24 protein-coding genes and 1 pseudogene are annotated in these 23,963 nt (G+C 42.6%); all 25 read left to right on the top strand.

Features of this window, described 5'->3' with window-relative positions; genetic code table 11:
* The first annotated feature begins 14 nt into the window (after positions 1–14).
* The 25 genes and pseudogenes from TZ92_RS05555 (at position 15) to leuD (ending at position 23,943) form a co-directional block, all read left to right on the top strand.
* On the top strand, positions 15–1,295 hold the full coding sequence (locus TZ92_RS05555) for an O-acetylhomoserine aminocarboxypropyltransferase/cysteine synthase family protein (protein WP_033629607.1): 1,281 nt from the start codon (positions 15–17) through the stop codon (positions 1,293–1,295).
* Positions 1,296–1,389: 94 nt separating this feature from the next.
* The gene (locus TZ92_RS05560) at positions 1,390–2,664 is read left to right on the top strand and encodes a DUF2130 domain-containing protein (protein WP_033629608.1); all 1,275 of its coding nucleotides are present in this window, start codon (positions 1,390–1,392) and stop codon (positions 2,662–2,664) included.
* A 9-nt stretch (positions 2,665–2,673) separates the two neighbouring features.
* On the top strand, positions 2,674–3,117 hold the full coding sequence (locus TZ92_RS05565) for a GNAT family N-acetyltransferase (RefSeq protein ID WP_033629609.1): 444 nt from the start codon (positions 2,674–2,676) through the stop codon (positions 3,115–3,117).
* A 31-nt stretch (positions 3,118–3,148) separates the two neighbouring features.
* Positions 3,149–3,241 (top strand): annotated as a pseudogene (locus TZ92_RS10200) (alpha/beta fold hydrolase); the annotation flags it as partial.
* A 33-nt stretch (positions 3,242–3,274) separates the two neighbouring features.
* Positions 3,275–4,153, top strand: coding sequence for a tRNA pseudouridine(55) synthase TruB (gene truB, locus TZ92_RS05570; RefSeq protein WP_033629610.1), 879 nt, complete (start codon positions 3,275–3,277; stop codon positions 4,151–4,153).
* A gap of 111 nt (positions 4,154–4,264) precedes the next feature.
* Positions 4,265–4,903, top strand: coding sequence for a uridine kinase (gene udk / locus TZ92_RS05575; RefSeq protein WP_033629611.1), 639 nt, complete (start codon positions 4,265–4,267; stop codon positions 4,901–4,903).
* Between the two features lie 128 nt (positions 4,904–5,031).
* Positions 5,032–6,372: an exodeoxyribonuclease VII large subunit gene (gene xseA, locus TZ92_RS05580; protein WP_033629612.1), complete on the top strand. Its 1,341-nt coding sequence runs from the start codon at positions 5,032–5,034 to the stop codon at positions 6,370–6,372.
* The gene (locus TZ92_RS05585; protein WP_033629613.1) at positions 6,350–6,562 is read left to right on the top strand and encodes an exodeoxyribonuclease VII small subunit; all 213 of its coding nucleotides are present in this window, start codon (positions 6,350–6,352) and stop codon (positions 6,560–6,562) included. Before xseA ends, TZ92_RS05585 begins: the two co-directional genes overlap by 23 nt.
* The gene (locus TZ92_RS05590; protein ID WP_033629614.1) at positions 6,559–7,434 is read left to right on the top strand and encodes a polyprenyl synthetase family protein; all 876 of its coding nucleotides are present in this window, start codon (positions 6,559–6,561) and stop codon (positions 7,432–7,434) included. The genes TZ92_RS05585 and TZ92_RS05590 overlap by 4 nt, the downstream gene beginning before the upstream one ends.
* Positions 7,427–8,242, top strand: a complete 816-nt coding sequence (locus tag TZ92_RS05595) for a TlyA family RNA methyltransferase (RefSeq protein WP_033629615.1) — start codon at positions 7,427–7,429, stop codon at positions 8,240–8,242. The genes TZ92_RS05590 and TZ92_RS05595 overlap by 8 nt, the downstream gene beginning before the upstream one ends.
* The gene (locus TZ92_RS05600; protein ID WP_001034390.1) at positions 8,235–8,666 is read left to right on the top strand and encodes an arginine repressor; all 432 of its coding nucleotides are present in this window, start codon (positions 8,235–8,237) and stop codon (positions 8,664–8,666) included. Before TZ92_RS05595 ends, TZ92_RS05600 begins: the two co-directional genes overlap by 8 nt.
* 6 nt (positions 8,667–8,672) lie before the next feature.
* On the top strand, positions 8,673–10,340 hold the full coding sequence (recN, locus tag TZ92_RS05605) for a DNA repair protein RecN (protein WP_033629616.1): 1,668 nt from the start codon (positions 8,673–8,675) through the stop codon (positions 10,338–10,340).
* Positions 10,341–11,069 (top strand): metallophosphoesterase family protein, encoded by a 729-nt coding sequence (locus TZ92_RS05610; RefSeq protein ID WP_033629617.1) that lies wholly within the window; start codon positions 10,341–10,343, stop codon positions 11,067–11,069.
* A 78-nt stretch (positions 11,070–11,147) separates the two neighbouring features.
* Positions 11,148–12,971: a translation elongation factor 4 gene (gene lepA / locus TZ92_RS05615; protein ID WP_033629618.1), complete on the top strand. Its 1,824-nt coding sequence runs from the start codon at positions 11,148–11,150 to the stop codon at positions 12,969–12,971.
* Positions 12,972–13,112: 141 nt separating this feature from the next.
* Positions 13,113–13,736, top strand: a complete 624-nt coding sequence (locus tag TZ92_RS05620) for a hypothetical protein (RefSeq protein WP_033629619.1) — start codon at positions 13,113–13,115, stop codon at positions 13,734–13,736.
* 81 nt (positions 13,737–13,817) lie between these two features.
* Positions 13,818–14,666, top strand: a complete 849-nt coding sequence (dprA, locus tag TZ92_RS05625) for a DNA-processing protein DprA (RefSeq protein WP_033629620.1) — start codon at positions 13,818–13,820, stop codon at positions 14,664–14,666.
* A 117-nt stretch (positions 14,667–14,783) separates the two neighbouring features.
* A complete protein-coding gene (gene topA, locus TZ92_RS05630) occupies positions 14,784–16,871 on the top strand; it encodes a type I DNA topoisomerase (protein ID WP_033629621.1) in 2,088 nt (695 codons plus the stop codon).
* Between the two features lie 106 nt (positions 16,872–16,977).
* Positions 16,978–17,337, top strand: coding sequence for a YbaN family protein (locus TZ92_RS05635; protein ID WP_033629622.1), 360 nt, complete (start codon positions 16,978–16,980; stop codon positions 17,335–17,337).
* 92 nt (positions 17,338–17,429) lie between these two features.
* Complete coding sequence (locus tag TZ92_RS05640) at positions 17,430–18,062, top strand: copper homeostasis protein CutC (RefSeq protein ID WP_033629623.1); 633 nt, start codon at positions 17,430–17,432, stop codon at positions 18,060–18,062.
* Between the two features lie 43 nt (positions 18,063–18,105).
* On the top strand, positions 18,106–18,762 hold the full coding sequence (locus TZ92_RS05645; RefSeq protein WP_033629624.1) for an MmcQ/YjbR family DNA-binding protein: 657 nt from the start codon (positions 18,106–18,108) through the stop codon (positions 18,760–18,762).
* Positions 18,763–19,076: 314 nt separating this feature from the next.
* On the top strand, positions 19,077–20,639 hold the full coding sequence (locus tag TZ92_RS05650) for a 2-isopropylmalate synthase (RefSeq protein WP_045594889.1): 1,563 nt from the start codon (positions 19,077–19,079) through the stop codon (positions 20,637–20,639).
* An 11-nt stretch (positions 20,640–20,650) separates the two neighbouring features.
* Positions 20,651–21,688: a 3-isopropylmalate dehydrogenase gene (leuB, locus tag TZ92_RS05655; RefSeq protein WP_045594891.1), complete on the top strand. Its 1,038-nt coding sequence runs from the start codon at positions 20,651–20,653 to the stop codon at positions 21,686–21,688.
* The gene (locus TZ92_RS05660; protein WP_033629627.1) at positions 21,685–21,954 is read left to right on the top strand and encodes a DUF1294 domain-containing protein; all 270 of its coding nucleotides are present in this window, start codon (positions 21,685–21,687) and stop codon (positions 21,952–21,954) included. Before leuB ends, TZ92_RS05660 begins: the two co-directional genes overlap by 4 nt.
* 3 nt (positions 21,955–21,957) lie before the next feature.
* Positions 21,958–23,340 carry a 3-isopropylmalate dehydratase large subunit gene (gene leuC, locus TZ92_RS05665; protein ID WP_033629628.1) on the top strand — a complete coding sequence of 461 codons (1,383 nt, stop codon included), beginning with the start codon at positions 21,958–21,960 and terminating at the stop codon, positions 23,338–23,340.
* A 9-nt stretch (positions 23,341–23,349) separates the two neighbouring features.
* Positions 23,350–23,943, top strand: coding sequence for a 3-isopropylmalate dehydratase small subunit (gene leuD, locus TZ92_RS05670; protein ID WP_033629629.1), 594 nt, complete (start codon positions 23,350–23,352; stop codon positions 23,941–23,943).
* Positions 23,944–23,963 lie beyond the last annotated feature (20 nt).

Genomic DNA, 23,963 nt, shown 5'->3' on the forward strand with positions numbered 1-23,963 from the left:
TTGGAGGTCGTCTTATGACTCGTGATTTTAAATTTGAAACCCTACAATTGCATGCTGGGCAAGTAGTTGATCCAGCGACTAAGTCTCGTGCAGTACCGATTTATCAAACAACATCCTTCGTTTTTGATGACACGCAAGAAGGTGCCGATTTGTTTGCCTTGAGAAAACCAGGGAACATTTATACTCGTATCACCAATCCTACAACAGCGGCATTTGAAGAAAGAATCGCTGCTCTTGAAGGTGGTGTTGGAGCACTAGCGACAGCATCAGGTATGGCTGCTGTAACCTACACTATTTTGGCGCTTGCTCACGCAGGTGATCATGTGGTGGCTGCATCAACTATTTACGGTGGGACCTTCAACCTCTTGAAGGAAACCCTTCCTCGTTATGGGATTACAACAACCTTTGTGGATGTGGATAATTTGGAAGAAGTAGAAGCAGCTATCAATGACAATACCAAGCTTGTCTTGATTGAAACCTTGGGGAATCCCTTGATTAACATTCCTGACTTGGAAAAATTGGCTGAGGTTGCGCATAAACACCAGATTCCTCTCGTTTCGGACAACACTTTTGCCACACCATATTTGATTAACGTCTTCTCTCACGGTGTAGATATTTCCATTCACTCAGCAACTAAGTTTATTGGTGGACATGGTACGACTATTGGAGGAGTGATTGTCGATAGTGGTCGTTTTGACTGGGAAGCTTCAGGAAAATTCCCTCAATTTGTTGAGGAAGACCCAAGTTACCATAACTTGAGCTATACTCGGGATGTGGGTGCAGCAGCCTTTATTATCGCTGTTCGTGTTCAATTGCTCCGTGATACAGGTGCTGCCTTGTCGCCATTTAATGCCTTTCTCTTGCTCCAAGGGCTTGAAACTCTCTCTCTTCGTGTTGAACGTCATGTGCAAAATGCAGAGAAAATTGTTGATTTCCTTGTTAACCATCCTAAGGTAGAGAAGGTAAATTATCCAAAACTAGCTGACAGTCCTTATCATGCCTTGGCTGAGAAATATTTGCCAAAAGGTGTTGGTTCAATCTTTACCTTCCATGTTAAAGGCGGAGAGGCAGAAGCTCGCAAGGTAATTGATAATTTGGAAATCTTCTCTGACCTTGCAAACGTGGCAGATGCCAAATCTCTTGTTGTCCATCCTGCGACAACCACCCACGGTCAGTTGTCAGAAAAGGATCTAGAAGCAGCAGGTGTAACACCAAACCAAATTCGCTTGTCGATCGGTCTTGAAAATGTAGAGGATTTGATTGAAGATTTGCGCTTGGCCTTGGAAAAAATTTAAAGTAACAGATATAAACAGTGGGTTTCGACTCGCTGTTTTTGATTTTCCCTCAGGCATGATATAATGGTTACAGAAGTCTAGAAAGAGGAAAGTTATGAACGAAATCAAATGTCCCAACTGTGGGGAAGTCTTTACAGTAAATGAAAGTCAGTATGCCGAACTTTTATCCCAAGTGAGAACTGTTGAGTTTGATAAGGAATTGCACGAGCGAATGAAGCAGGAGCTGGCCTTGGCTGAACAGAAGGCTATGAATGAGCAACAGACTAAACTGGCTCAGAAGGATCAAGAAATTGCGCAACTGCAGAGTCAAATCCAAAACTTTGATACAGAAAAAGAATTAGCTAAGAAAGAAGTTGAGCAGACAAGCCATGAGGCCCTATTGGCTAAGGACAAGGAAGTACAGGCCTTGGAAAACCAACTGGCTACCTTGCGTTTAGAGCATGAAAACCAACTGCAAAAGACTCTCTCTGATTTAGGAAGAGAGCGTGATAAGGTCAAAAACCAGCTCCTCTTGCAGGAAAAGGAAAATGAGTTATCTTTGGCTTCTGTTAAGCAAAATTACGAAGCTCAGCTCAAGGCAGCTAGTGAACAGGTCGAGTTCTATAAGAATTTCAAAGCCCAACAATCCACAAAAGCTATCGGGGAAAGTTTGGAACAGTATGCAGAGAGTGAGTTTAACAAGGTTCGTAGTTTTGCCTTTCCAAATGCCTACTTTGAGAAGGATAACAAGGTCTCTGCGCGTGGATCTAAGGGAGACTTTATCTTCCGTGAATGTGATGAAAATGGAGTGGAAATTATTTCCATCATGTTTGAGATGAAAAACGAAGCGGATGGGACAGAGAAAAAGCACAAGAATGCCGATTTCTACAAGGAGTTGGACAAGGACCGCCGTGAGAAGAACTGTGAGTATGCTGTTTTAGTAAGTATGCTTGAGGCTGATAATGACTACTTCAATACTGGGATTGTGGATGTCAGTCATGAGTATGAGAAAATGTATGTTGTGCGTCCTCAGTTCTTTATCCAGTTGATTGGACTCTTGCGCAACGCTGCCCTTAATTCCCTAAAATACAAACAAGAATTGGCCTTGGTTCGAGAGCAAAATATCGATATTACACATTTTGAGGAAGATTTGGATGCCTTTAAACTAGCCTTTGCCAAGAACTACAATTCAGCTTCAACTAACTTCGGTAAAGCCATCGACGAAATTGACAAGGCCATTAAGCGTATGGAAGAGGTTAAGAAATTCCTAACCACATCTGAAAACCAACTCCGCCTCGCCAATAACAAATTGGAAGATGTTTCAGTAAAAAAATTGACCCGAAAAAATCCAACTATGAAAGCGAAATTTGAAGCGTTGAAGGGGGAGTAGGAGGATCCTATGCAGATACGAAAAGCAACCATGAAAGATGCTGAAGCACTACTGTCTCTATACGAAGACTTGGGCTATCCAACGACCGCTTCTAAGCTGTCTCGACGTTTAGAAATGATTCTTTCTCAACAACATTATGGCTGTCTTCTAGCTGAAAGAAACGGAGAAATTTTAGGTTTCTTAGGTTATGCGAAGCTCTTCTTTTTTGAAGCAGATGGATCTTACTATCGTATTTTAGCTTTGTCAGTTGCAAAAGAAACAAGACGACAAGGAATTGCCAGTAGGCTAATCGATGAATTGAAAAAACAAGCGGTAAAAGAAGGATTTGAGGCACTGGCTCTAAATAGTGGATTAACAGCTGAACGAAATGCTGCACATCAGTTTTATCAGACAGTTGGATTTGAAAAAGTGACTGCCGGCTTTGCCTTGCATTTAAAAACTCAACATAGATAAATCATGAAAAAATAGTAGAGGGAACAAAGTAATATCTTCAACAAAAGGGAAAAACTTATATTTTAACGACAAGGGCATGGATTATGTGACCTTTGGTAAAGGAAAGAAGTCTTTCGTCATCATAAAGAGAGTTTTAGTATTTTTAGAAAGTTAATGAATGAACGGTATTATCAATTTAAAGAAAGAAGCGGGGATGACCTCGCATGACGCAGTTTTTAAGCTGCGTAAGATTTTGCGAACCAAGAAGATTGGTCATGGCGGGACCTTGGATCCGGATGTAGTGGGAGTTCTGCCAATCGCGGTTGGCAAGGCGACCCGCATGGTCGAGTTTATGCAGGACGAGGGCAAGGTCTATGAGGGGGAAATCACTCTTGGTTATTCAACGACGACTGAGGATGCCAGTGGAGAAGTGGTCGCAGAGACTCCTGTTTTGTCGCCCTTGGATGAAACCATTGTCGATGAAGCCATTGCGAGCCTGACTGGGCCTATTACTCAGATTCCGCCTATGTACTCGGCTGTCAAGGTTAATGGTCGCAAACTCTATGAGTATGCACGTGCAGGTCAGGAAGTGGAGCGTCCAGAACGTCAGGTGACTATTTATCAATTTGAGCGGACAAGTCCAATTTCTTATGAGGATCACCTCGTTCGATTCACTTTTCGTGTGAAATGTAGTAAGGGGACTTATATCCGTACCTTGTCTGTTGACTTGGGAGAGAAGCTGGGTTATGCGGCCCATATGTCCCATTTGACTCGGACGAGTGCAGCAGGTTTACAACTAGAAGATGCCTTGACCTTGGACGAAATTGCTGAAAAAGTAGAGGATGGTCAACTGAACTTTCTCCATCCTCTTGAAATTGGAACAGGGGACCTTGTTAAAGTTATCCTAACTCCAGAAGAGGCTACAGAAGTGCGCTTTGGTCGTTTTATTGAGTTAGAACAAACAGACAAAGAATTGGCGGCCTTTGAAGGTGATAAATTGCTTGCCATTTTAGAAAAAAGGGACAATTTCTACAAACCAAGGAAAGTTTTTAGCTAGTTTAACTAGAGTGTGGGGATGGAATCGTTTCCCCTAGACTATCCAAATCAGACTATAAATTTTGCAAAAAATGTGATAGAATAGACGACGGATAAAAAAACGGAGGATAGCATGCAAAATAGACCAATCATTATCGGAGTGACAGGTGGTTCTGGTGGTGGTAAAACCAGTGTTTCAAGAGCCATTTTATCGCATTTTCCTGATGAAAAGATTTCCATGATTGAGCATGATTCATACTACAAGGATCAGTCTCATTTGACCTTTGAAGAGCGTGTCAAAACCAACTACGACCATCCATTTGCCTTTGATACAGATTTGATGATCGAGCAGATTAAGGAATTGTTGGCAGGGCGCCCAGTAGACATTCCAACTTATGACTATACAGCGCATACACGGAGCAGAAAGACCTATCGTCAGGAGCCTCAAGATGTCTTTATCGTTGAGGGGATTTTGGTATTGGAGGACAAGCGCTTGCGCGATTTGATGGATATCAAGATTTTTGTGGATACAGATGATGATGTGCGTATTATTCGCCGTATCAAGCGTGATATGGAGGAGCGTGGACGTAGCCTTGACAGTGTCATTGAGCAGTACTTAGGTGTAGTTAAACCTATGTACCACCAGTTTATCGAGCCGACTAAGCGTTATGCCGATATCGTCATTCCTGAGGGAGTCAGCAATACCGTTGCTATCGATCTTTTGACGACAAAAATTGCAAAGATTTTGGAAGAAGCGCGAAACAGTAAATAATCAGATGAGGAGGCCTAGCCTCCTTTTTCTATTTTTCCTTTAGTTTCAGTAGGAAAAAGGTGATTTTTAAGCATGTTTTTGGTATAATAATACCCATGGAAAAGCAAGAAAATGAATAGTAGGTGGAGATGGAAAAGTATTTATCGGTAACAACTTTGACCAAGTATCTGAAAATGAAATTCGATAAAGACCCTTACTTGGAACGGGTCTATTTAACTGGTCAAGTTTCCAACTTTCGTAAACGACCTACTCACCAATATTTCTCCTTAAAAGATGACCATGCAGTTATTCAAGCGACCATCTGGTCTGGGATTTATCAAAAATTAGGTTTCGACTTGGAAGAGGGAATGAAAATCAATGTGATTGGGCGTGTGCAGGTCTATGAACCCAGCGGGAGCTACTCTATCATCATTGAAAAAGCTGAGCCTGATGGGGTTGGGGCGCTTGCGATTCAGTTTGAACAACTCAAGAAGAAACTGACAGAAGAAGGTCTGTTTCAAGAGAGATTCAAGCAACCTCTTCCCCAATTTCCTAAGCGTATCGGCGTAGTAACCAGTCGTAGTGGTGCTGTTATTCGAGATATCATCACGACCGTCAGCAGACGTTTTCCTGGTGTTGATATCCTTCTCTATCCGACAAAGGTACAAGGTGATGGAGCTGCGGAGGAAATTGCTCGAAATATTGCGCGTGCCAATCAACGTGAGGACCTAGATGTTCTCATCATTGGTCGCGGTGGTGGTTCCATCGAGGATCTCTGGGCTTTTAACGAAGAGATCGTGGTACGGGCTATTTTTGAATCCCGTTTACCCATCATCTCTAGTGTTGGTCATGAGACGGATGTGACCTTGGCGGATTTTGTGGCAGATAGACGGGCTGCGACGCCAACAGCTGCTGCTGAACTGGCAACGCCTGTGACCAAGTTGGATGTATTAGCTCATTTGCAAAACCAAGAAAAGCGGATGGCAACAGCAGTTCAGAATGTCCTGTCAAGAAAAAAAGAAGCTCTGAAAAAATGCAGTCAGTCAGTCATCTTTAGACAACCAGAGCGCTTGTATGATGGTTATTTGCAACGGTTAGATCAACTGCAACTGAGATTAAAACAAAGTTTGCGCACACAGATTTCCGATAACAAACAACTAGTACAAGCAAGGACACATCAACTGGTGCAATTATCACCTGTGACCAAAATCCAACGCTATCAAGACCGCCTAGGTCAGTTGGATAAGCTCCTACGTAGCCAAATGGCGCTGGTTTATGATGCCAAGGTTGCTGAAGTCAAGAGACTTTCAGAAGCTCTACTAATGTTGGATACCAGTCGAATAGTGGCGCGTGGCTATGCAATTGTCAAAAAAGAAGAGTCAGTAGTAGATTCGGTTGAAAATTTGAAGAAAAAGGACCAAGTGACGCTTTTGATGCGAGATGGTCAAGTAGAATTAGAGGTTAAAGATGTCAAAACAAAAGAAATTTGAGGAAAATCTAGCAGAACTGGAAACCATTGTCCAAAGTTTGGAAAATGGTGAAATCGCTCTAGAAGATGCAATTGCTGCTTTTCAAAAGGGCATGATCTTGTCAAAAGAGCTCCAAGCGACGTTGGACAAGGCTGAAAAGACCTTGGTTAAGGTCATGCAAGAAGACGGAACAGAAAGTGATTTTGAATGAAGAAGCAAGAAAAATTATCTCTTGTCGAGTCTGCCTTGGAAGATTTTTATGGAGACCAGCAGTTTGCCTCTAGTTTGCGAGAGTCTGTTCTCTATTCCATTCATGCTGGTGGCAAGCGTATTCGGCCTTTTCTCTTGTTAGAAGTTTTGGAATCCCTGAGAGTGGTTATCCAACCAGCTCACGCGCAGGTGGCTGCGGCCTTGGAAATGATTCATACAGGAAGCTTGATTCATGATGATCTTCCTGCCATGGATGATGACGATTATCGTCGGGGGCGTTTAACCAATCATAAGAAATTTGGCGAAGCTATGGCAATATTGGCAGGTGATGCCTTGTTCCTAGATCCCTATGCCTTGATTGCTCAGGCAGATTTGCCAAGTCAGATCAAGGTGGATTTGATTGCCAACTTATCCCTTGCTTCAGGAAGTCTAGGCATGGTTGCAGGTCAGGTTTTAGATATGGAAGGCGAACACCAGCATTTGTCCTTGGAAGAACTTCAGACCATTCATGCCAATAAGACTGGAAAATTGCTAGCCTATCCCTTTCAAGCAGCTGCTATCATAGCTGAATTAGCACCAGAAATCCAAGCAAAACTGAAAACGGTTGGTGAATTGATTGGGCTGGCCTTTCAAGTTCGAGATGATGTGCTGGATGTGACAGCTAGTTTTGAGGAAATCGGCAAGACTCCGCAAAAGGATTTACAAGCTGAAAAATCAACCTACCCAGCCTTGTTGGGCTTGGAGGAGGCGACTGCCTTTTGTAACCAAACTCTGGATCAAGCCAAGGCTAAATTAGAAGAAATTGCCCAGCAGGTTCCCTTTGAAACAGCGCCGATTGTGAAAGTAGTAGAAAGTTTGAGAATCAATGGCTAAGGAAAGAGTGGATGTACTAGCTTATAAACAGGGCTTGTTTGAAACGCGAGAACAGGCTAAACGCGGTGTCATGGCTGGTCTAGTTGTAGCAGTCCTCAATGGGGAGCGTTTTGACAAGCCAGGAGAGAAAATCCCAGATGACACTGAGCTAAAACTCAAAGGTGAGAAACTCAAGTATGTTAGCCGTGGTGGTTTGAAATTAGAAAAAGCCTTGCAGGTCTTTGGGTTGTCAGTTGATGGAGCGACCACGATTGATATCGGTGCTTCCACTGGAGGATTTACTGACGTCATGTTGCAAAATGGTGCTGAGTTGGTCTTTGCAGTTGATGTTGGCACCAATCAGTTGGCTTGGAAATTACGCCAAGACTCGCGGGTTATCAGCATGGAGCAGTTTAATTTTCGTTATGCTGAAAAGACTGATTTTGAGCAGGAACCAAGCTTTGCCAGTATTGATGTGAGTTTCATTTCCCTCAGTCTGATTTTGCCTGCTTTGCATCGTGTCTTGGCAGATCAAGGGCAGGTTGTGGCCCTGGTTAAGCCCCAGTTTGAAGCAGGTCGTGAGCAGATTGGGAAAAATGGAATCATTCGCGATGCCAAGATTCATCAACATGTCCTTGAATCTGTCACTGCTATGGCAGTTGAGCAAGGTTTTTCAGTGCTTGGATTAGACTATTCACCAATCCAAGGTGGACATGGGAATATTGAGTTTTTAGCTTATTTGAAAAAGGAAGAGGGAGCAAGTAACCAAGTTGCTCCTGAAATAGAAAAAGTTGTAGAGAGAGCACATAGAGAATTTAAAGATGAATAAAAAAGAGAGACTTGAAAAAATTAGAAGATTTGTTACGGATTATCAGATCGGGACTCAGGAAGAAATCGTTGAGCATTTGAAGGAAGCAGGTATTTCTGCTACGCAAGCCACTGTCTCAAGGGACATCAAAGAGCTTGGTATTGTTAAAATTCCTTTGAAGAACAATACTTATATCTATGAGTTGCCAAAATCAATCGTCAAGAGTTTGCAGTTGGCTGAGGACAATATTGTGAGTTCTGAGTTAATGGGAAATATGATCAACCTTGCTGTCATTCCAGGAAATACTATTTTTGTGAAGAGTCAGCTGGTTGAAGCATTTTCTGAACAGATTTTTAGCTGTCTAGCTGATGATGATTCTATCTTAATTGTAGCTAGAACAGCAGAGGCAGCTGAGGAAATTGTTGAACAAGTCAAAAAATGGTAGGTCAGTATGTTACTTGAAATTTCGATAAAAAACTTTGCCATTATTGAGGCGATTTCCCTCAATTTTGAAAAGGGTATGACTGTTTTGACAGGGGAAACGGGTGCTGGAAAGTCAATCATTATCGACGCTATGAATCTCATGTTGGGGGCTCGTGCAACGACAGACGTTATTCGTCACGGTGCTCCTAAGGCAGAGATTGAGGGGCTTTTCTCGGTTGAAAACAGTCGCCTTTTACAGGAACTTTTTGATGAGCAAGGTTTAGAATTGGGAGATGAGATTATCATCCGCCGGGAAATTTTGCAAAATGGTCGTAGTGTTAGTCGCGTGAATGGTCAGATGGTCAATCTTTCCGTCTTGCGTGCCATTGGGCAACACCTTGTAGATATCCATGGTCAGCATGACCAAGAGGAGTTAATGCGTCCTCAACTGCACATTCAGATGTTGGATGAGTTTGGTGATGCTGCTTTCTTGGAGTTGAAGGAGACCTATCAGACGAGCTTTGATGCCTATCGCAAAATGCGCAAGCAGGTTCTGGAAGTCAAGAAAAACCAGCAGGAACACAAGGCACGTATCGAAATGTTGGAATTTCAAATGGCAGAGATTGAGGCTGCAAACTTGCAGGCTGGTGAAGACTTGGCTCTCAACCAAGAACGAGATAAACTCCTCAATCATAAAAATATTGCGGATACGCTGACCAATGCCTACAGTATGCTGGACAATGAGGAATTCTCCAGTCTTGCTAATGTCCGTTCAGCCATGAATGACATGGAAAGTGTCGAAGAATATGACCCTGAATACCGTGAAATTTCAAGTTCTCTGTCTGAGACCTACTATGTTTTAGAAGATGTTACCAAGCGTTTAGAAGATATTATTGAGGACTTGGATTTTGATGGCAATCGTCTCATGCAGGTTGAAAATCGCCTAGATCTTCTGAATACTATTACTCGCAAGTACGGTGGGACTGTAGACGATGTTTTGCTTTATTTTGCTAAGATTACGGATGAGTACAATCTCTTGACTGGAAATAACCTTTCTTCTGAAGACATGGAAGCAGAGCTCAAGAAATTGGAAGTTAATCTTGTCGATTTGGCAGGGCAGCTTGCATCAGCTCGCCATGACTTGGCCCAGCAGCTTGAAGCTGAGATTAATCAAGAACTGCAGGACCTCTATATGGAGAAGGCACAATTCCAGGTTCGCTTTAGTAAGGGCAAATTTAGTCGTGAGGGGAATGAAACGGTCGAGTTTTACATTTCCACCAACCCAGGTGAGGACTTTAAGCCTTTGGTCAAAGTTGCATCTGGTGGAGAATTATCCCGTCTCATGTTAGCTATCAAGTCAGCCTTTTCTCGTAAAGAAGGCAAGACCAGTATTGTCTTTGATGAGGTGGATACGGGAGTTTCAGGTCGTGTTGCTCAAGCTATAGCTCAGAAGATTCATAAGATTGGCCAGCATGGCCAAGTCTTAGCAATCTCTCACCTACCACAAGTAATTGCCATCTCGGATTATCAATTCTTTATTGAAAAGATTAGTGATGAACATTCAACTGTTTCGACAGTTCGTCTCTTGACTTTAGAAGAACGAGTAGAGGAAGTTGCTAAGATGTTAGCAGGAGAGAATGTAACAGAGGCTGCCCTTACCCAAGCTAGAGAATTATTGCAAACGAGGGAGAAATAAATGACAGACTATTATGTAATTGGAGATGTTCACGGAAAGGCAGCTATGCTAGAAGATCTGCTCAAAACCTGGGATGGTCAAACTCAGTTACTCTTTCTAGGGGATTTGATTGACCGTGGTGAAGACAGTCGCCGTGTTCTAGAAATGGTTAAGGACTTAGTGGACAATCAAGGGGCTATCTGTCTATCAGGAAACCACGAGTATATGTTTCTGACTTGGCTCGATGATCCAGAAGAAAGCTATGACCATTATCGTCGCAATGGTGGAGATACAACTATTAACTCAATCCTAGGTCGCCCCTTGGATGCACCAGTTGATGGCGTAGAAGATGCCAAGCGTGTTGCGACAGAAGCAGCAGACTTGGTCGAATTTATTCGTCAAATGCCTTTTGTTGTTGAGACAGACAAGTATATCTTTGTGCACGCTGGTATTGATTTGACCTTGGATGATTGGCATGAAACTACAGATTATAAGAAAGTATGGCTCAGAAAACCATTCCACGAAGCTGAAAATCATACTGGAAAAACCATTGTCTTTGGCCATACACCAGTTTATGGTTTGCTCAAGCAAGACCGAGGTACTGCTGAGCTTTGGATAACAGAGGATGGCAAGATTGGCATGGATGGAGGGGCTGTCTATGGTGGTGTCCTTCATGGAATCGTCTTTACAGACCAAGGAATGACAGAACACCACTTTATCGAAAATGATGGCTTTATTGCCGAAGATTAGTACTCCTAGCAGGGTATGGTCTTGTCAAAATGTTAAAAACAATTTATAATTAATAGATACCCTGAAAGGAAGAGCATCATGAACTTAGAAGATTTGAAAAAACGACAGGAGAAGATTCGGAACTTCTCTATTATCGCCCATATTGACCATGGGAAATCAACCCTAGCAGACCGCATTTTGGAAAAGACGGAGACCGTTTCTAGTCGTGAAATGCAAGCCCAGCTTTTGGATAGTATGGATCTTGAGCGTGAACGTGGGATTACCATTAAACTCAATGCCATTGAGCTCAATTATACTGCAAAAGATGGTGAGACCTATATTTTCCACTTGATTGACACACCCGGGCACGTGGACTTTACCTATGAAGTTTCGCGTTCACTAGCGGCCTGTGAAGGAGCGATTTTGGTGGTTGATGCGGCCCAAGGGATTGAGGCTCAAACTCTTGCTAACGTTTATCTAGCCTTGGACAATGATTTGGAAATTCTGCCCGTCATTAACAAGATTGACCTTCCAGCAGCTGATCCAGAGCGTGTGCGTACAGAGATTGAGGATGTCATTGGACTAGATGCCAGCGAAGCGGTCCTGGCTTCTGCCAAAGCTGGTATTGGTATCGAAGAGATTCTTGAGCAAATCGTGGAAAAAGTGCCAGCTCCAACTGGTGATGTGGCGGCGCCACTCAAGGCCTTGATTTTCGACTCAGTTTATGATGCCTATCGTGGGGTTATCCTGCAAGTGCGTGTTATGGACGGAGTGGTTAAACCTGGTGATAAGATTCAGCTCATGAGCAATGGCAAGACCTTTGATGTGACTGAGGTCGGAATTTTCACTCCGAAAGCAGTAGGGCGTGATTTCCTCGCGACTGGTGATGTTGGTTATATCGCAGCTTCTATTAAGACGGTTCAAGACACGCGTGTCGGAGATACAGTTACCTTGGCAACCAATCCTGCGGAAGAGCCATTACATGGCTACAAGCAAATGAATCCTATGGTCTTTGCAGGACTTTATCCAATTGAGTCAAACAAGTACAATGACCTTCGTGAAGCCCTTGAAAAATTGCAGCTCAACGATGCCAGCCTGCAGTTTGAACCAGAAACATCTCAGGCGCTGGGATTTGGTTTCCGTTGTGGATTCCTTGGACTTCTCCATATGGATGTTATCCAAGAGCGTTTAGAGCGCGAGTTCAACATTGACCTCATCATGACAGCTCCATCTGTTATCTATAAGGTTAACCAAACTGACGGTGAATCTATGGATGTGTCTAACCCCTCTGAATTTCCAGATCCCACTAAGATTGCGACTATTGAAGAACCTTATGTTAAGGCGCAAATCATGGTACCGCAGGAGTTTGTCGGAGCAGTTATGGAACTAGCTCAGCGTAAACGTGGGGACTTTGTGACTATGGATTATATTGATGATAATCGTGTCAATGTTATCTATCAAATTCCACTTGCTGAAATCGTCTTTGACTTCTTTGATAAGCTTAAGTCTTCGACGCGTGGTTATGCAAGCTTTGACTACGAATTGTCAGAGTACCGTCCATCTAAACTGGTCAAAATGGATATCCTTCTCAATGGGGATAAGGTGGATGCCCTCAGCTTTATCGTTCACAAGGATTTTGCCTACGAACGTGGGAAACTCATCGTGGATAAGCTCAAGAAAATCATCCCTCGTCAACAATTTGAGGTGCCGATTCAAGCAGCTATTGGGCACAAAATTGTGGCTCGTACTGATATCAAGGCCCTTCGTAAGAACGTACTTGCCAAGTGTTACGGTGGTGACGTTTCTCGTAAACGCAAACTGCTTGAAAAACAAAAAGCTGGTAAGAAACGCATGAAAGCTATCGGATCAGTAGAAGTCCCACAAGAAGCCTTCCTTAGCGTCTTGAGCATGGATGAAGAATAGAAATAAAAAAAACTCTTGAAGATTTTTCAAGAGTTTTTGCTTTAAATGAGAGTGATAAAATCGGAAGCTAACAGAATCGATTAGGTTAGAATTTGACAGAAGTCCTTATTTTTCTTATAATGCAGATGGAAAGGTGGTAGGATGAAAAAATTATTAATTTTAGGTACTGTAGTTACTGTTAGTGCTTTTTTAGCTTCATGCTCCAATAAATCGCAAACAGCAACCGAAGAAAGTTCGACTGCGGTTGTCAGTTCTTCAAGCAGTCAGGAAACGAGTAGCACTAGTTCTGCTGTTTCTGAAGCGAAAAAGGAAGAGACGCAAATCATCGGTTCGAATGAATATGGATTTGTCAAGGTACCCAAATCATGGGTTCGATTCCATGAAGTAGAAGGTGGAAATGATATACAGTATTGTGATGGAACAGATATCAACATTGTTACGCTGAATACCTTTAAGGCTGAGCAGTTCAATATCAGCGAAGAAGAATATGCTAAACTGGATGTTGTGACTGTCTCATCTAGTATTTTAACTTCCAAAGAACAAAGCTCTGATTTCAGTAAGGTCTGGGGTTCCAAATCGACCATTGGAGGTTATGAAGCCTATGTTGTCAATGCAATTGCTAAGTCAGGGAAATACCTCGTTACCTGGGTTTTCCGATCAAATGATGGTAAAATCCGCTATGTTTCACTTGAAGGGGATGGGGAAACTTTAAAAACAATCTTACCGATGGTTGAAAGTAGCTGGTCAACTACTAAAGCTGAATAAATGAAAAAAAGAAGATCCTTGGTCTTCTTTTTATTTTTTTTACGAATAGATAGATGAGTAGAAAAAGAAATGGAGTTGTATATGAAGATCACAAACTATGAGATTTACAAATTGAGAAAAGCTGGGCTGAGCAATCAACAAATTTTAACAGTTCTTGAATACGATGAGACTGTAGATCAGGAGCTCTTGCTAGGTGATATTGCAGAAATATCTGGGTGTCGTAATCCTGCTGTCTTTATGGAACGCTATTTCCAGATAGATGATGCACAGTTGGAGAAGGAGTTTCAGAAATTTCCATCCTTTTCTATTCTTGATGACTGTTATCCTTGGAATCTGAGTGAGATTTATGATGCTCCAGTACTCTTGTTTTATAAAGGAAATCTGGATTTATTGAAATTTCCAAAGGTTGCTGTTGTAGGGAGTCGTTCATGTTCTAGTCAGGGAGCAAAGTCGGTCCAGAAAGTCATTCAAGGTTTGGAAAACGAGTTAATTGTGGTCAGTGGTTTAGCCAAAGGGATTGATACGGCTGCTCATATGGCTGCACTCCAGAATGGAGGAAGAACAATTGCAGTGATTGGAACAGGATTGGATGTTTTCTATCCCCGCGCTAATAAACGTTTGCAGGAACACATTGGCAATCACCATTTAGTACTTAGCGAGTACGGACCTGGTGAGGAACCCTTGAAATTTCACTTTCCAGCTCGTAATCGCATCATTGCTGGCCTTTGCCGTGGTGTGATTGTAGCAGAGGCAAGGATGCGTTCTGGTAGTCTCATCACCTGTGAGCGAGCTATGGAGGAAGGGCGTGATGTTTTTGCCATTCCAGGAAACATTTTAGATGGCCATTCAGATGGCTGTCACCACTTGATCCAAGAGGGAGCAAAGCTGATTTCCAGTGGTCAAGATGTGCTGGCTGAGTTTGAATTTTAAGGAGAAATCTGTTCACACAGATAAACTTTTCTTCTATATATAGGACTTAGGTCTTGACAGCTATAGAAAAATGGTTTACACTTTATAAAGTTTATTACTTTGAAAAGGTGTGATAGTGTGGCTACGGCAACAAAGAAGAAAAAATCAACAGTTAAAAAAAATCTAGTCATCGTGGAGTCGCCTGCTAAAGCGAAAACGATTGAGAAATATCTAGGCAGAAATTACAAGGTTTTAGCCAGTGTCGGGCATATCCGTGATTTGAAAAAATCCAGTATGTCAGTCGACATTGAAAATAACTATGAACCACAGTATATCAATATCCGAGGAAAAGGTCCTCTCATCAATGACTTGAAAAAAGAAGCTAAAAAGGCCAATAAAGTCTTTCTTGCGAGTGACCCGGACCGTGAAGGAGAAGCGATTTCCTGGCATTTAGCTCACATTCTCAACTTGGATGAGAATGATGCCAACCGTGTAGTCTTTAATGAAATCACCAAAGACGCAGTAAAAAATGCCTTTAAAGAGCCTCGCAAGATTGACATGGACTTGGTCGACGCCCAACAAGCTCGTCGAGTCTTAGACCGCTTGGTAGGCTATTCGATTTCGCCAATTTTGTGGAAAAAGGTCAAGAAGGGCTTATCAGCAGGGCGGGTGCAGTCGGTTGCCCTTAAGCTCATCATTGACCGTGAAAATGAAATCAATGCCTTCCAACCGGAAGAATACTGGACAATTGATGGTGTCTTTAAAAAGGGAACCAAGCAATTTCAGGCTTCTTTCTATGGTATGAATGGCAAGAAGATGAAATTGACCACTAATGAAGAGGTCAAAGAAGTCTTGTCCCATTTGACTAGTAAAGATTTCACAGTAGACCAGGTAGATAAGAAAGAACGCAAACGCAATGCGCCCCTCCCTTATACGACCTCAACCATGCAAATGGATGCGGCTAACAAAATTAATTTCCGTACTCGAAAGACTATGATGGTGGCTCAACAGCTCTATGAAGGAATCAATATCGGATCGGGCGTGCAAGGTTTGATTACCTATATGCGTACAGACTCGACTCGTATTAGTCCAGTAGCTCAGAACGAAGCTGCAAGCTACATCAACGATCGTTTTGGTAGCAAGTACTCTAAGCATGGTAGCAAGGTCAAAAATGCCTCAGGTGCTCAGGATGCCCACGAAGCCATTCGTCCATCTAGTGTCTTTAACACACCTGAAAGCATCGCTAAGTACTTGGACAAAGACCAGCTCAAGCTCTATACCCTTATCTGGAACCGTTTTGTAGCTAGCCAGATGACGGGAGCTATCTTTGATACCATGGCTGTTAAGCTCTCTCAAAATGGGGTTCAGTTTGCGGCAAATGGAAGCCAAGTTAAGTTTGATGGTTATCTTGCTATCTACAATGACTCTGACAAGAACAAGATGTTGCCAGATATGGCTGTTGGAGATGTGGTCAAGCAGGTCAGTAGCAAGCCAGAACAACATTTCACTCAACCGCCAGCTCGCTATTCGGAAGCGACTCTTATCAAGACCTTGGAAGAAAATGGAGTTGGACGTCCGTCAACCTACGCTCCGACCATTGAAACCATCCAAAAACGTTACTACGTTCGTCTGGCTGCTAAACGTTTTGAACCGACAGAACTGGGAGAAATTGTCAATAAACTCATTGTTGAATACTTCCCAGATATTGTCAATGTGACCTTCACAGCTGAGATGGAAGGAAAACTGGATGATGTTGAAGTTGGAAAAGAGCAGTGGCAACGTGTTATTGACGCCTTTTACAAACCATTCTCTAAAGAAGTAGCCAAGGCTGAATCCGAAATGGAAAAAATCCAGATCAAGGATGAGCCAGCTGGATTTGACTGTGAGGTTTGTGGCAGTCCGATGGTGATTAAGCTCGGTCGTTTTGGTAAATTCTATGCTTGTAGCAATTTCCCAGACTGCCGTCACACACAAGCGATTGTCAAAGAGATTGGAGTCGAGTGTCCAAGCTGTCATCAAGGACAAATCATCGAACGCAAAACCAAGCGTAATCGTATCTTCTATGGTTGCAATCGTTACCCAGAATGTGAATTTACTTCCTGGGACAAACCAATTGGACGTGATTGTCCAAAATGCGGACACTTCCTTGTGGAGAAAAAGGTCCGTGGTGGTGGTAAGCAGGTTGTATGTAGTAATGGCGACTACGAAGAAGAGAAAATTAAATAACACGAAGAGTCCTGAAAATAAATTTCAGGCTCTTTTTACTTGAAGCTTGACAAATTTCCTCACTTTGTGGGAAACTAGTAGAAGATTATTTCAATTAGGAGAAGACATGCGTATTATTTACCTAAGTATTGGTTTTATTTCTTTAGCCTTGGCTCTTGTTGGAGTTGTCCTACCACTTTTGCCAACAACGCCCTTCCTTTTGCTATCAATTGCTTGCTTTTCCAAATCGTCAAAGAGATTTGAAGACTGGCTTTATCATACAAAGCTTTATCAGACCTATGTAGCTGACTTTCGGGAAACTAAGTCAATAGCGCGAGAACGAAAGAAAAAAATCATCGTATCTATCTATATCTTGATGGGGATTTCTATTTATTTTGCCCCTCTTTTGCCAGTCAAAATCGGTCTGGGAGCCTTGACTATCTTTATCACCTACTATCTCTTTAAAGTCATTCCTGATAAAGATTAGTTTCTGAAATTTGATATTTCCTTTGAAAAATTGAAAGCATATTTAAAATAATATGATATAATAAATTTAAAGAAAATATCAAGGAGAATCAAATGATTTACGAATTTTGTGCTGAGAATGTGACCTTGCTTGAAAAAGCGATGCAGGCTGGAGCTCGTCGAATCGAACTTTGTGACAATCTAGCAGTAGGAGGAACAACACCTAGCTATGGAGTGACCAAGGCAGCGGTTGAACTGGCAGCTAACTACGATACGACCATTATGACCATGATTCGTCCACGTGGTGGCGACTTTGTCTATACTGATCTTGAAATAGCAATCATGCTAGAAGACATTCGTTTGACTGCTCAGGCTGGAAGTCAAGGAGTAGTCTTTGGTGCTTTAACTGCTGATAAAAAGTTGGATAAAGCTAATCTGGATAAGCTGATTGCCGCATCTAAAGGAATGGAAATTGTCTTTCACATGGCCTTTGATGAATTAAGTGATGAAGACCAGTTGGAAGCCATTGACTGGCTCAGCCAAGCTGGTGTCACCCGTATCTTAACTCGTGCTGGTGTGTCTGGTGACTCGCTAGAGAAACGTTTTGAACACTATCACAGAATTTTGGAACATGCAGCTGGTAAAATTGAAATCTTACCAGGTGGGGGGATTGACTTGGACAACCGTCAAACCTTTATCGAACAGTTGGGCGTGAAACAATTGCATGGAACTAAGGTTGTCTTTTAAAAAATAGAAAGGAACTGCTAGCTTTTGGTAGCAGTTTTCACTTATGTTTGAAATTTTTAAATCCTATCAGTTTAATAAAGAAAAAGCTCATGCCTATGGTTTTGTAGAAAATGAGGGAGTCTGGGCCTACAGTTTCCTGATCTTGGATGGCGACTTCGTCATGAATGTGTCCATCACAACGGATAATGTGAGCTTTCAAGTTTTTGATCAGGAGACTGGTGACCTTTATCCTCAAGTCCATATGGAAAGCATGAGAGGGACTTTTGTAGGAAGTGTCCGTCAAGCTTGTCTGGAGATTCTCTACCAGATTCGGAAGGCCTGTTTTGACGTGCAGGATTTTATCTGCCCTCAGACCAAGCGCATCATGGATCAAGTTCAAGAAAAGTATGGTAATCAGTTGGAATATCTATGGGAGAAATCCCCTGATACAGCGGTATTACGTCATGAAGACAGTAAAAAGTGGTATGCTGTTTTAATGAGAATTCCTTGGGATAGGCTAGATAAGGGGAGAGAAGGGCTAGTCGAAGCAGTCAACCTCAAACACGACCAAGTAGCTGATTTGCTTTCAAAAAAAGGCATTTATCCGGCCTTTCATATGAACAAACGCTACTGGCTTAGTCTGGTGCTTGATGATAGTTTGCAAGATGAAGAAGTGATAGAACTCATCGAAAAAAGTTGGAACTTGACTGTGAAAAAATAAGGAAATTCGCTTGAGTTTTCAAATACTTTCAATTAGCAAAATATTCTTTATTGAAGAAATTTTCAGAAAATAATGGATTTTTTCTTGACAAGTGCTTTTGCCTATGCTAAAATACTAAACAAGATATCAAACGAAGGAGAAAGTCAAACATGAAAACAGCTAAGTTTAATCAATTTGCTTTGTTGTTGAGGTACTCGGGCTAGTGCAAAAGCATTAGTCCTGTTTGGCTTACCAAGCGGGAGTAAATCAACATCTCGCTTGGGCTTCTAAGCGAGATGTTTTTTTAAAACCACATTTGGAAAAGGGGAAATCTTATGCGTAAAGTTGAATTTTTTGATACAAGCCTTCGTGATGGGGAACAAACACCTGGTGTTAACTTCTCAATAAAGGAAAAAGTTTCCATTGCAAGACAGCTGGAGAAATGGGGAATTTCTGTAATTGAAGCTGGTTTTCCGGCTGCTAGTCCAGATTCATTTATAGCTGTTCAAGAAATTGCTAAAGCCATGAAAAAAACAGCAGTGACAGGATTAGCTCGTTCTGTAAAATCTGATATTGATGCTTGTTATGAGGCTCTTAAGGATGCCAAGTATCCTCAAATTCATGTCTTTATCGCTACCAGTCCGATTCACCGCAAGTATAAGCTCAATAAGAGCAAGGAAGAGATTTTAGAAGCTATCAAGGAGCATGTTTCTTACGCACGTTCTAAGTTTGAAATCGTCGAATTCTCTCCTGAAGATGCGACTAGAACAGAGTTGGATTTCCTATTACAAGTCGTTCAAACAGCGGTCGATGCAGGTGCATCTTATATCAATATCCCTGACACAGTTGGCTTTACGACTCCAGAAGAGTTTGCACGTATCTTTGATCACTTGACTGAAAATATTAAATCAGATCATAAAGTTGTCTTTGGTGTCCACTGTCACGATGATCTCGGTATGGCAACTGCAAATACTTTGACAGCAATTAAACACGGTGCTGGACGCGTCCAGGGAACTATTAATGGTATCGGTGAACGCGCAGGTAATGTTGCTCTTGAAGAAGTAGCTGTTGCTTTGAAGATTCGTGAGGATTTCTTCCAAGCCACTAGTGATATTGTTTTGGATGAAACAATGAATACGTCTGAAATGGTTTCTCGCTTTTCTGGTATTCCAGTTCCTAAAAACAAGGCTGTGGTTGGTGGTAATGCCTTCTCTCATGAATCGGGCATTCACCAAGATGGAGTCCTTAAAAATCCTCTCACTTATGAGATCATCACACCTGAATTGGTCGGTGTTAAGAGTAATAGCCTTCCACTTGGTAAATTGTCTGGTCGCCATGCCTTTGTTGAAAAACTAAGAGAATTGGCTCTAGACTTTACAGAAGAGGATATCAAACCACTCTTCGCTAAGTTCAAGGCACTAGCGGACAAAAAGCAAGAAATCACAGATGCAGATATTCGTGCTCTGGTAGCTGGAATCATGGTTGAAAACCCAGAAGGCTTTCACTTCGATGATTTACAACTTCAAACCCATGCGGACAATGACATCGAAGCGCTCGTTAGTCTAGCCAACATGGATGGTGAGAAGGTTGAGTTTAATGCGACAGGACAAGGTTCTGTTGAGGCTATCTTCAACGCTATCGATAAGTTCTTCAATCAATCCGTTCGCTTGGTGTCTTACACAATTGATGCGGTGACAGATGGGATCGATGCCCAGGCTCGGGTCTTGGTCACTGTTGAAAATAGAGATACAGAAACCATCTTTAATGCAGCAGGGCTTGATTTCGATGTACTGAAAGCTTCGGCTATTGCCTATATCAATGCCAATACCTTTGTTCAAAAAGAGAATGCTGGTGAAATGGGGCGCAGCGTTTCCTACCGAGACATGCCTAGTGTGTAAAGGAGAAGGCTATGACAAAAAAAATAGTTTCTTTAGCAGGGGATGGAATCGGTCCAGAAATTATGGAAGCTGGTTTGGAAGTTTTGGAGGCCCTAGCTGAAAAAACGGGCTTTGACTATGAGATAGATGGGCGACCTTTTGGAGGGGCAGGTATTGATGCTGAGGGGCATCCCTTACCTGATGAGACCCTCAAGGCATGTAGAGGAGCAGATGCTATTCTCCTAGCGGCTATTGGTAGTCCCCAGTATGATGGGGCAGCGATTCGGCCTGAACAAGGACTGCTGGCCCTCCGTAAGGAACTCAATCTTTATGCCAATATTCGCCCCGTAAAAATCTTTGAAAGTCTCAAGCATTTGTCACCTCTCAAACCGGAACGAATTGCTGGTGTAGACTTTGTCGTGGTACGTGAGTTGACAGGTGGGATTTACTTTGGGGATCATATCCTTGAAGAGCGAAAAGCGCGTGATATCAACGACTACAGCTACGAAGAAGTAGAGCGGATTATTCGCAAGGCTTTTGAAATTGCAAGAAATCGTAGAAAACTCGTTACTAGTATCGATAAGCAAAATGTTCTAGCAACCTCAAAACTCTGGCGCAGAGTAGCTGAGGAAGTCGCGCAGGATTTCCCAGATGTGACCTTGGAACACCAGTTGGTGGACTCAGCTGCCATGCTTATGATTACCAATCCTGCCAAGTTTGATGTCATCGTGACGGAGAATCTTTTCGGAGATATCTTATCTGATGAATCAAGTGTTCTATCTGGTACACTTGGAGTCATGCCATCAGCCAGTCATTCTGAAAAAGGTCCAAGTCTCTATGAGCCTATTCATGGTTCAGCGCCTGATATTGCAGGTCAAGGAATTGCCAACCCTATTTCCATGATTTTATCAGTAGCCATGATGTTGAGAGATAGCTTTGGACATTATGAGGATGCGGAGCGTATCGAACATGCTGTTGAGAACTGTTTGGCAGCAGGAATTTTAACGAAAGATATTGGAGGACAGGCTTCGACCAAGGAAATGACAGAAGCCATCATTGAAAGACTATGAAGATAAATGAAGGAATCACTCTTACCCTCTTGATTTGGAATTTGCTGATTTTCTTGATTTATGGCATTGACAAATCCAAGGCAAGAAGAGGTGCTTGGCGCATCCCAGAGAAAATCTTACTCATTTTGGCTCTTACTTGTGGTGGTTTTGGTAGCTGGTTGGCAGGAATCACCTTTCACCACAAGACTAGAAAATGGTATTTTAAAACAGTTTGGTTTCTCGGGATGGTAACCACACTAGTAGCCTTATATTTTATTTGGAGGTAATGGATGGCAGGAAAATCGATTTTTGATAAATTATGGGAACGACATGTCATCATAGGAGAAGAGGGGCAACCCCAACTCATGTATGTAGATCAGCACTATATTCACGAGGTGACCAGTCCCCAAGCCTTTCAAGGATTACGAGACGCAGGTCGCAGATTGAGACGACCAGATTTGACATTTGGAACTTTTGACCACAATGTCCCGACAGTTAATATCTACGATATTCGAGATGTTATTTCTAAGGCCCAAATTGATAAGCTTGCTGAGAATGTTGAGGAGTTTGGGATTGAACATGCAGCTCACGGTTCTGAAAAGCAGGGAATCGTTCACATGGTTGGTCCAGAAACAGGACGGACGCAACCAGGAAAATTCATCGTCTGTGGAGACAGCCATACGGCAACTCACGGGGCTTTCGGAGCTATCGCCTTTGGGATTGGGACTAGTGAGGTTGAGCATGTCTTCGCTACCCAGACACTCTGGCAAGTTAAACCCAAGAAAATGTTGGTAGAATTCACTGGTGTTCCTCAAAAAGGAGTTTATTCCAAGGATTACATTCTCGCCTTGATTGCCAAGTACGGCGTTGCTTGTGGTGTAGGCTATGTGGTGGAATATCGTGGGCAAGCGATTGATGCTCTGACCATGGAAGAGCGAATGACTATCTGCAATATGTCCATCGAGTTTGGCTCTAAGATGGGAATCATGAATCCAGATCAGACTACCTTTGACTATCTCAAGGGACGAGAATGTGTTCCTGAAGCTTTCGAAGAGGCAGTTGCTGACTGGAAGACGCTTGTCAGTGATGAGGATGCTGTCTATGATAAGGTTATCCAGATGGATGTCTCTGACTTGGCACCCATGGTGACCTGGGGAACCAATCCTGCTATGGGCGTTGACTTTGACAGTAGTTTTCCAGAAATTAAGGATATGAATGATGAACGAGCTTATCATTACATGGACTTGGAACCTGGCCAAAAGCCAGCGGACATTGAACTAGGCTATATCTTTATCGGGTCTTGTACCAATGCTCGTCTCAGTGACTTGCAACTGGCTGCGCGATTTGTCAAAGGAAAGAAAATAGCACCCAACTTAACAGCAATAGTAGTACCAGGTTCTCGTCCTGTCAAACGAGCGGCTGAGAAGTTGGGCTTGGACAAAGTGTTTCTAGATGCTGGTTTTGAGTGGAGAGACCCAGGTTGCTCCATGTGTCTAGGGATGAATCCCGACAAGGTACCTGATGGAGTTCACTGTGCTTCAACCAGTAACCGCAACTTTGAAGATAGACAGGGATTTGGCGCTAAGACCCATCTTTGCAGTCCAGCCATGGCAGCTGCGGCAGCTATCGCAGGTCGATTCGTAGATGTTCGGCAAATGCCAGAGGCCCAGTAAGGAGAGGATATGGAGAAATTTACAGTTTATACGGGAACGACCGTTCCTCTTATGAATGATAACATTGACACCGACCAAATCCTTCCCAAGCAGTTTCTCAAGTTAATTGATAAAAAAGGCTTTGGTAAGTATCTTATGTATGCTTGGCGTTATCTGGACGATAACTACACTGAGGATCCAGACTTTGTCTTTAACCGACCTGAATATCGAAAAGCTAGCATTCTCATCTCAGGGGATAACTTTGGCGCAGGGTCTTCCAGAGAACACGCAGCTTGGGCTCTAGCCGACTATGGTTTTAAGGTCGTGATTGCAGGATCTTTCGGGGACATTCATTACAATAATGAACTCAATAATGGCATGTTGCCTATTGTTCAGCCTAAGGAGGTTAGAGAAAAGCTAGCCCAACTCAAACCGACCGACCAGGTAACTGTAGACTTGGAACAACAAAAAATCATCTCACCAGTTGGAGAATTCACTTTCGAAATCGATAGTGAATGGAAACACAAGCTCTTAAATGGTTTGGATGATATCGGTATTACTTTGCAGTATGAAGACTTGATTGCTGCTTATGAAAAACAACGTCCAGCCTACGGGAAGGATTAGAAAAAGTTAGAAAAGGAAAT

This window comes from Streptococcus oralis subsp. oralis (assembly GCF_000960035.1).
Taxonomy (GTDB): Bacteria; Bacillota; Bacilli; order Lactobacillales; family Streptococcaceae; genus Streptococcus; species Streptococcus oralis_G.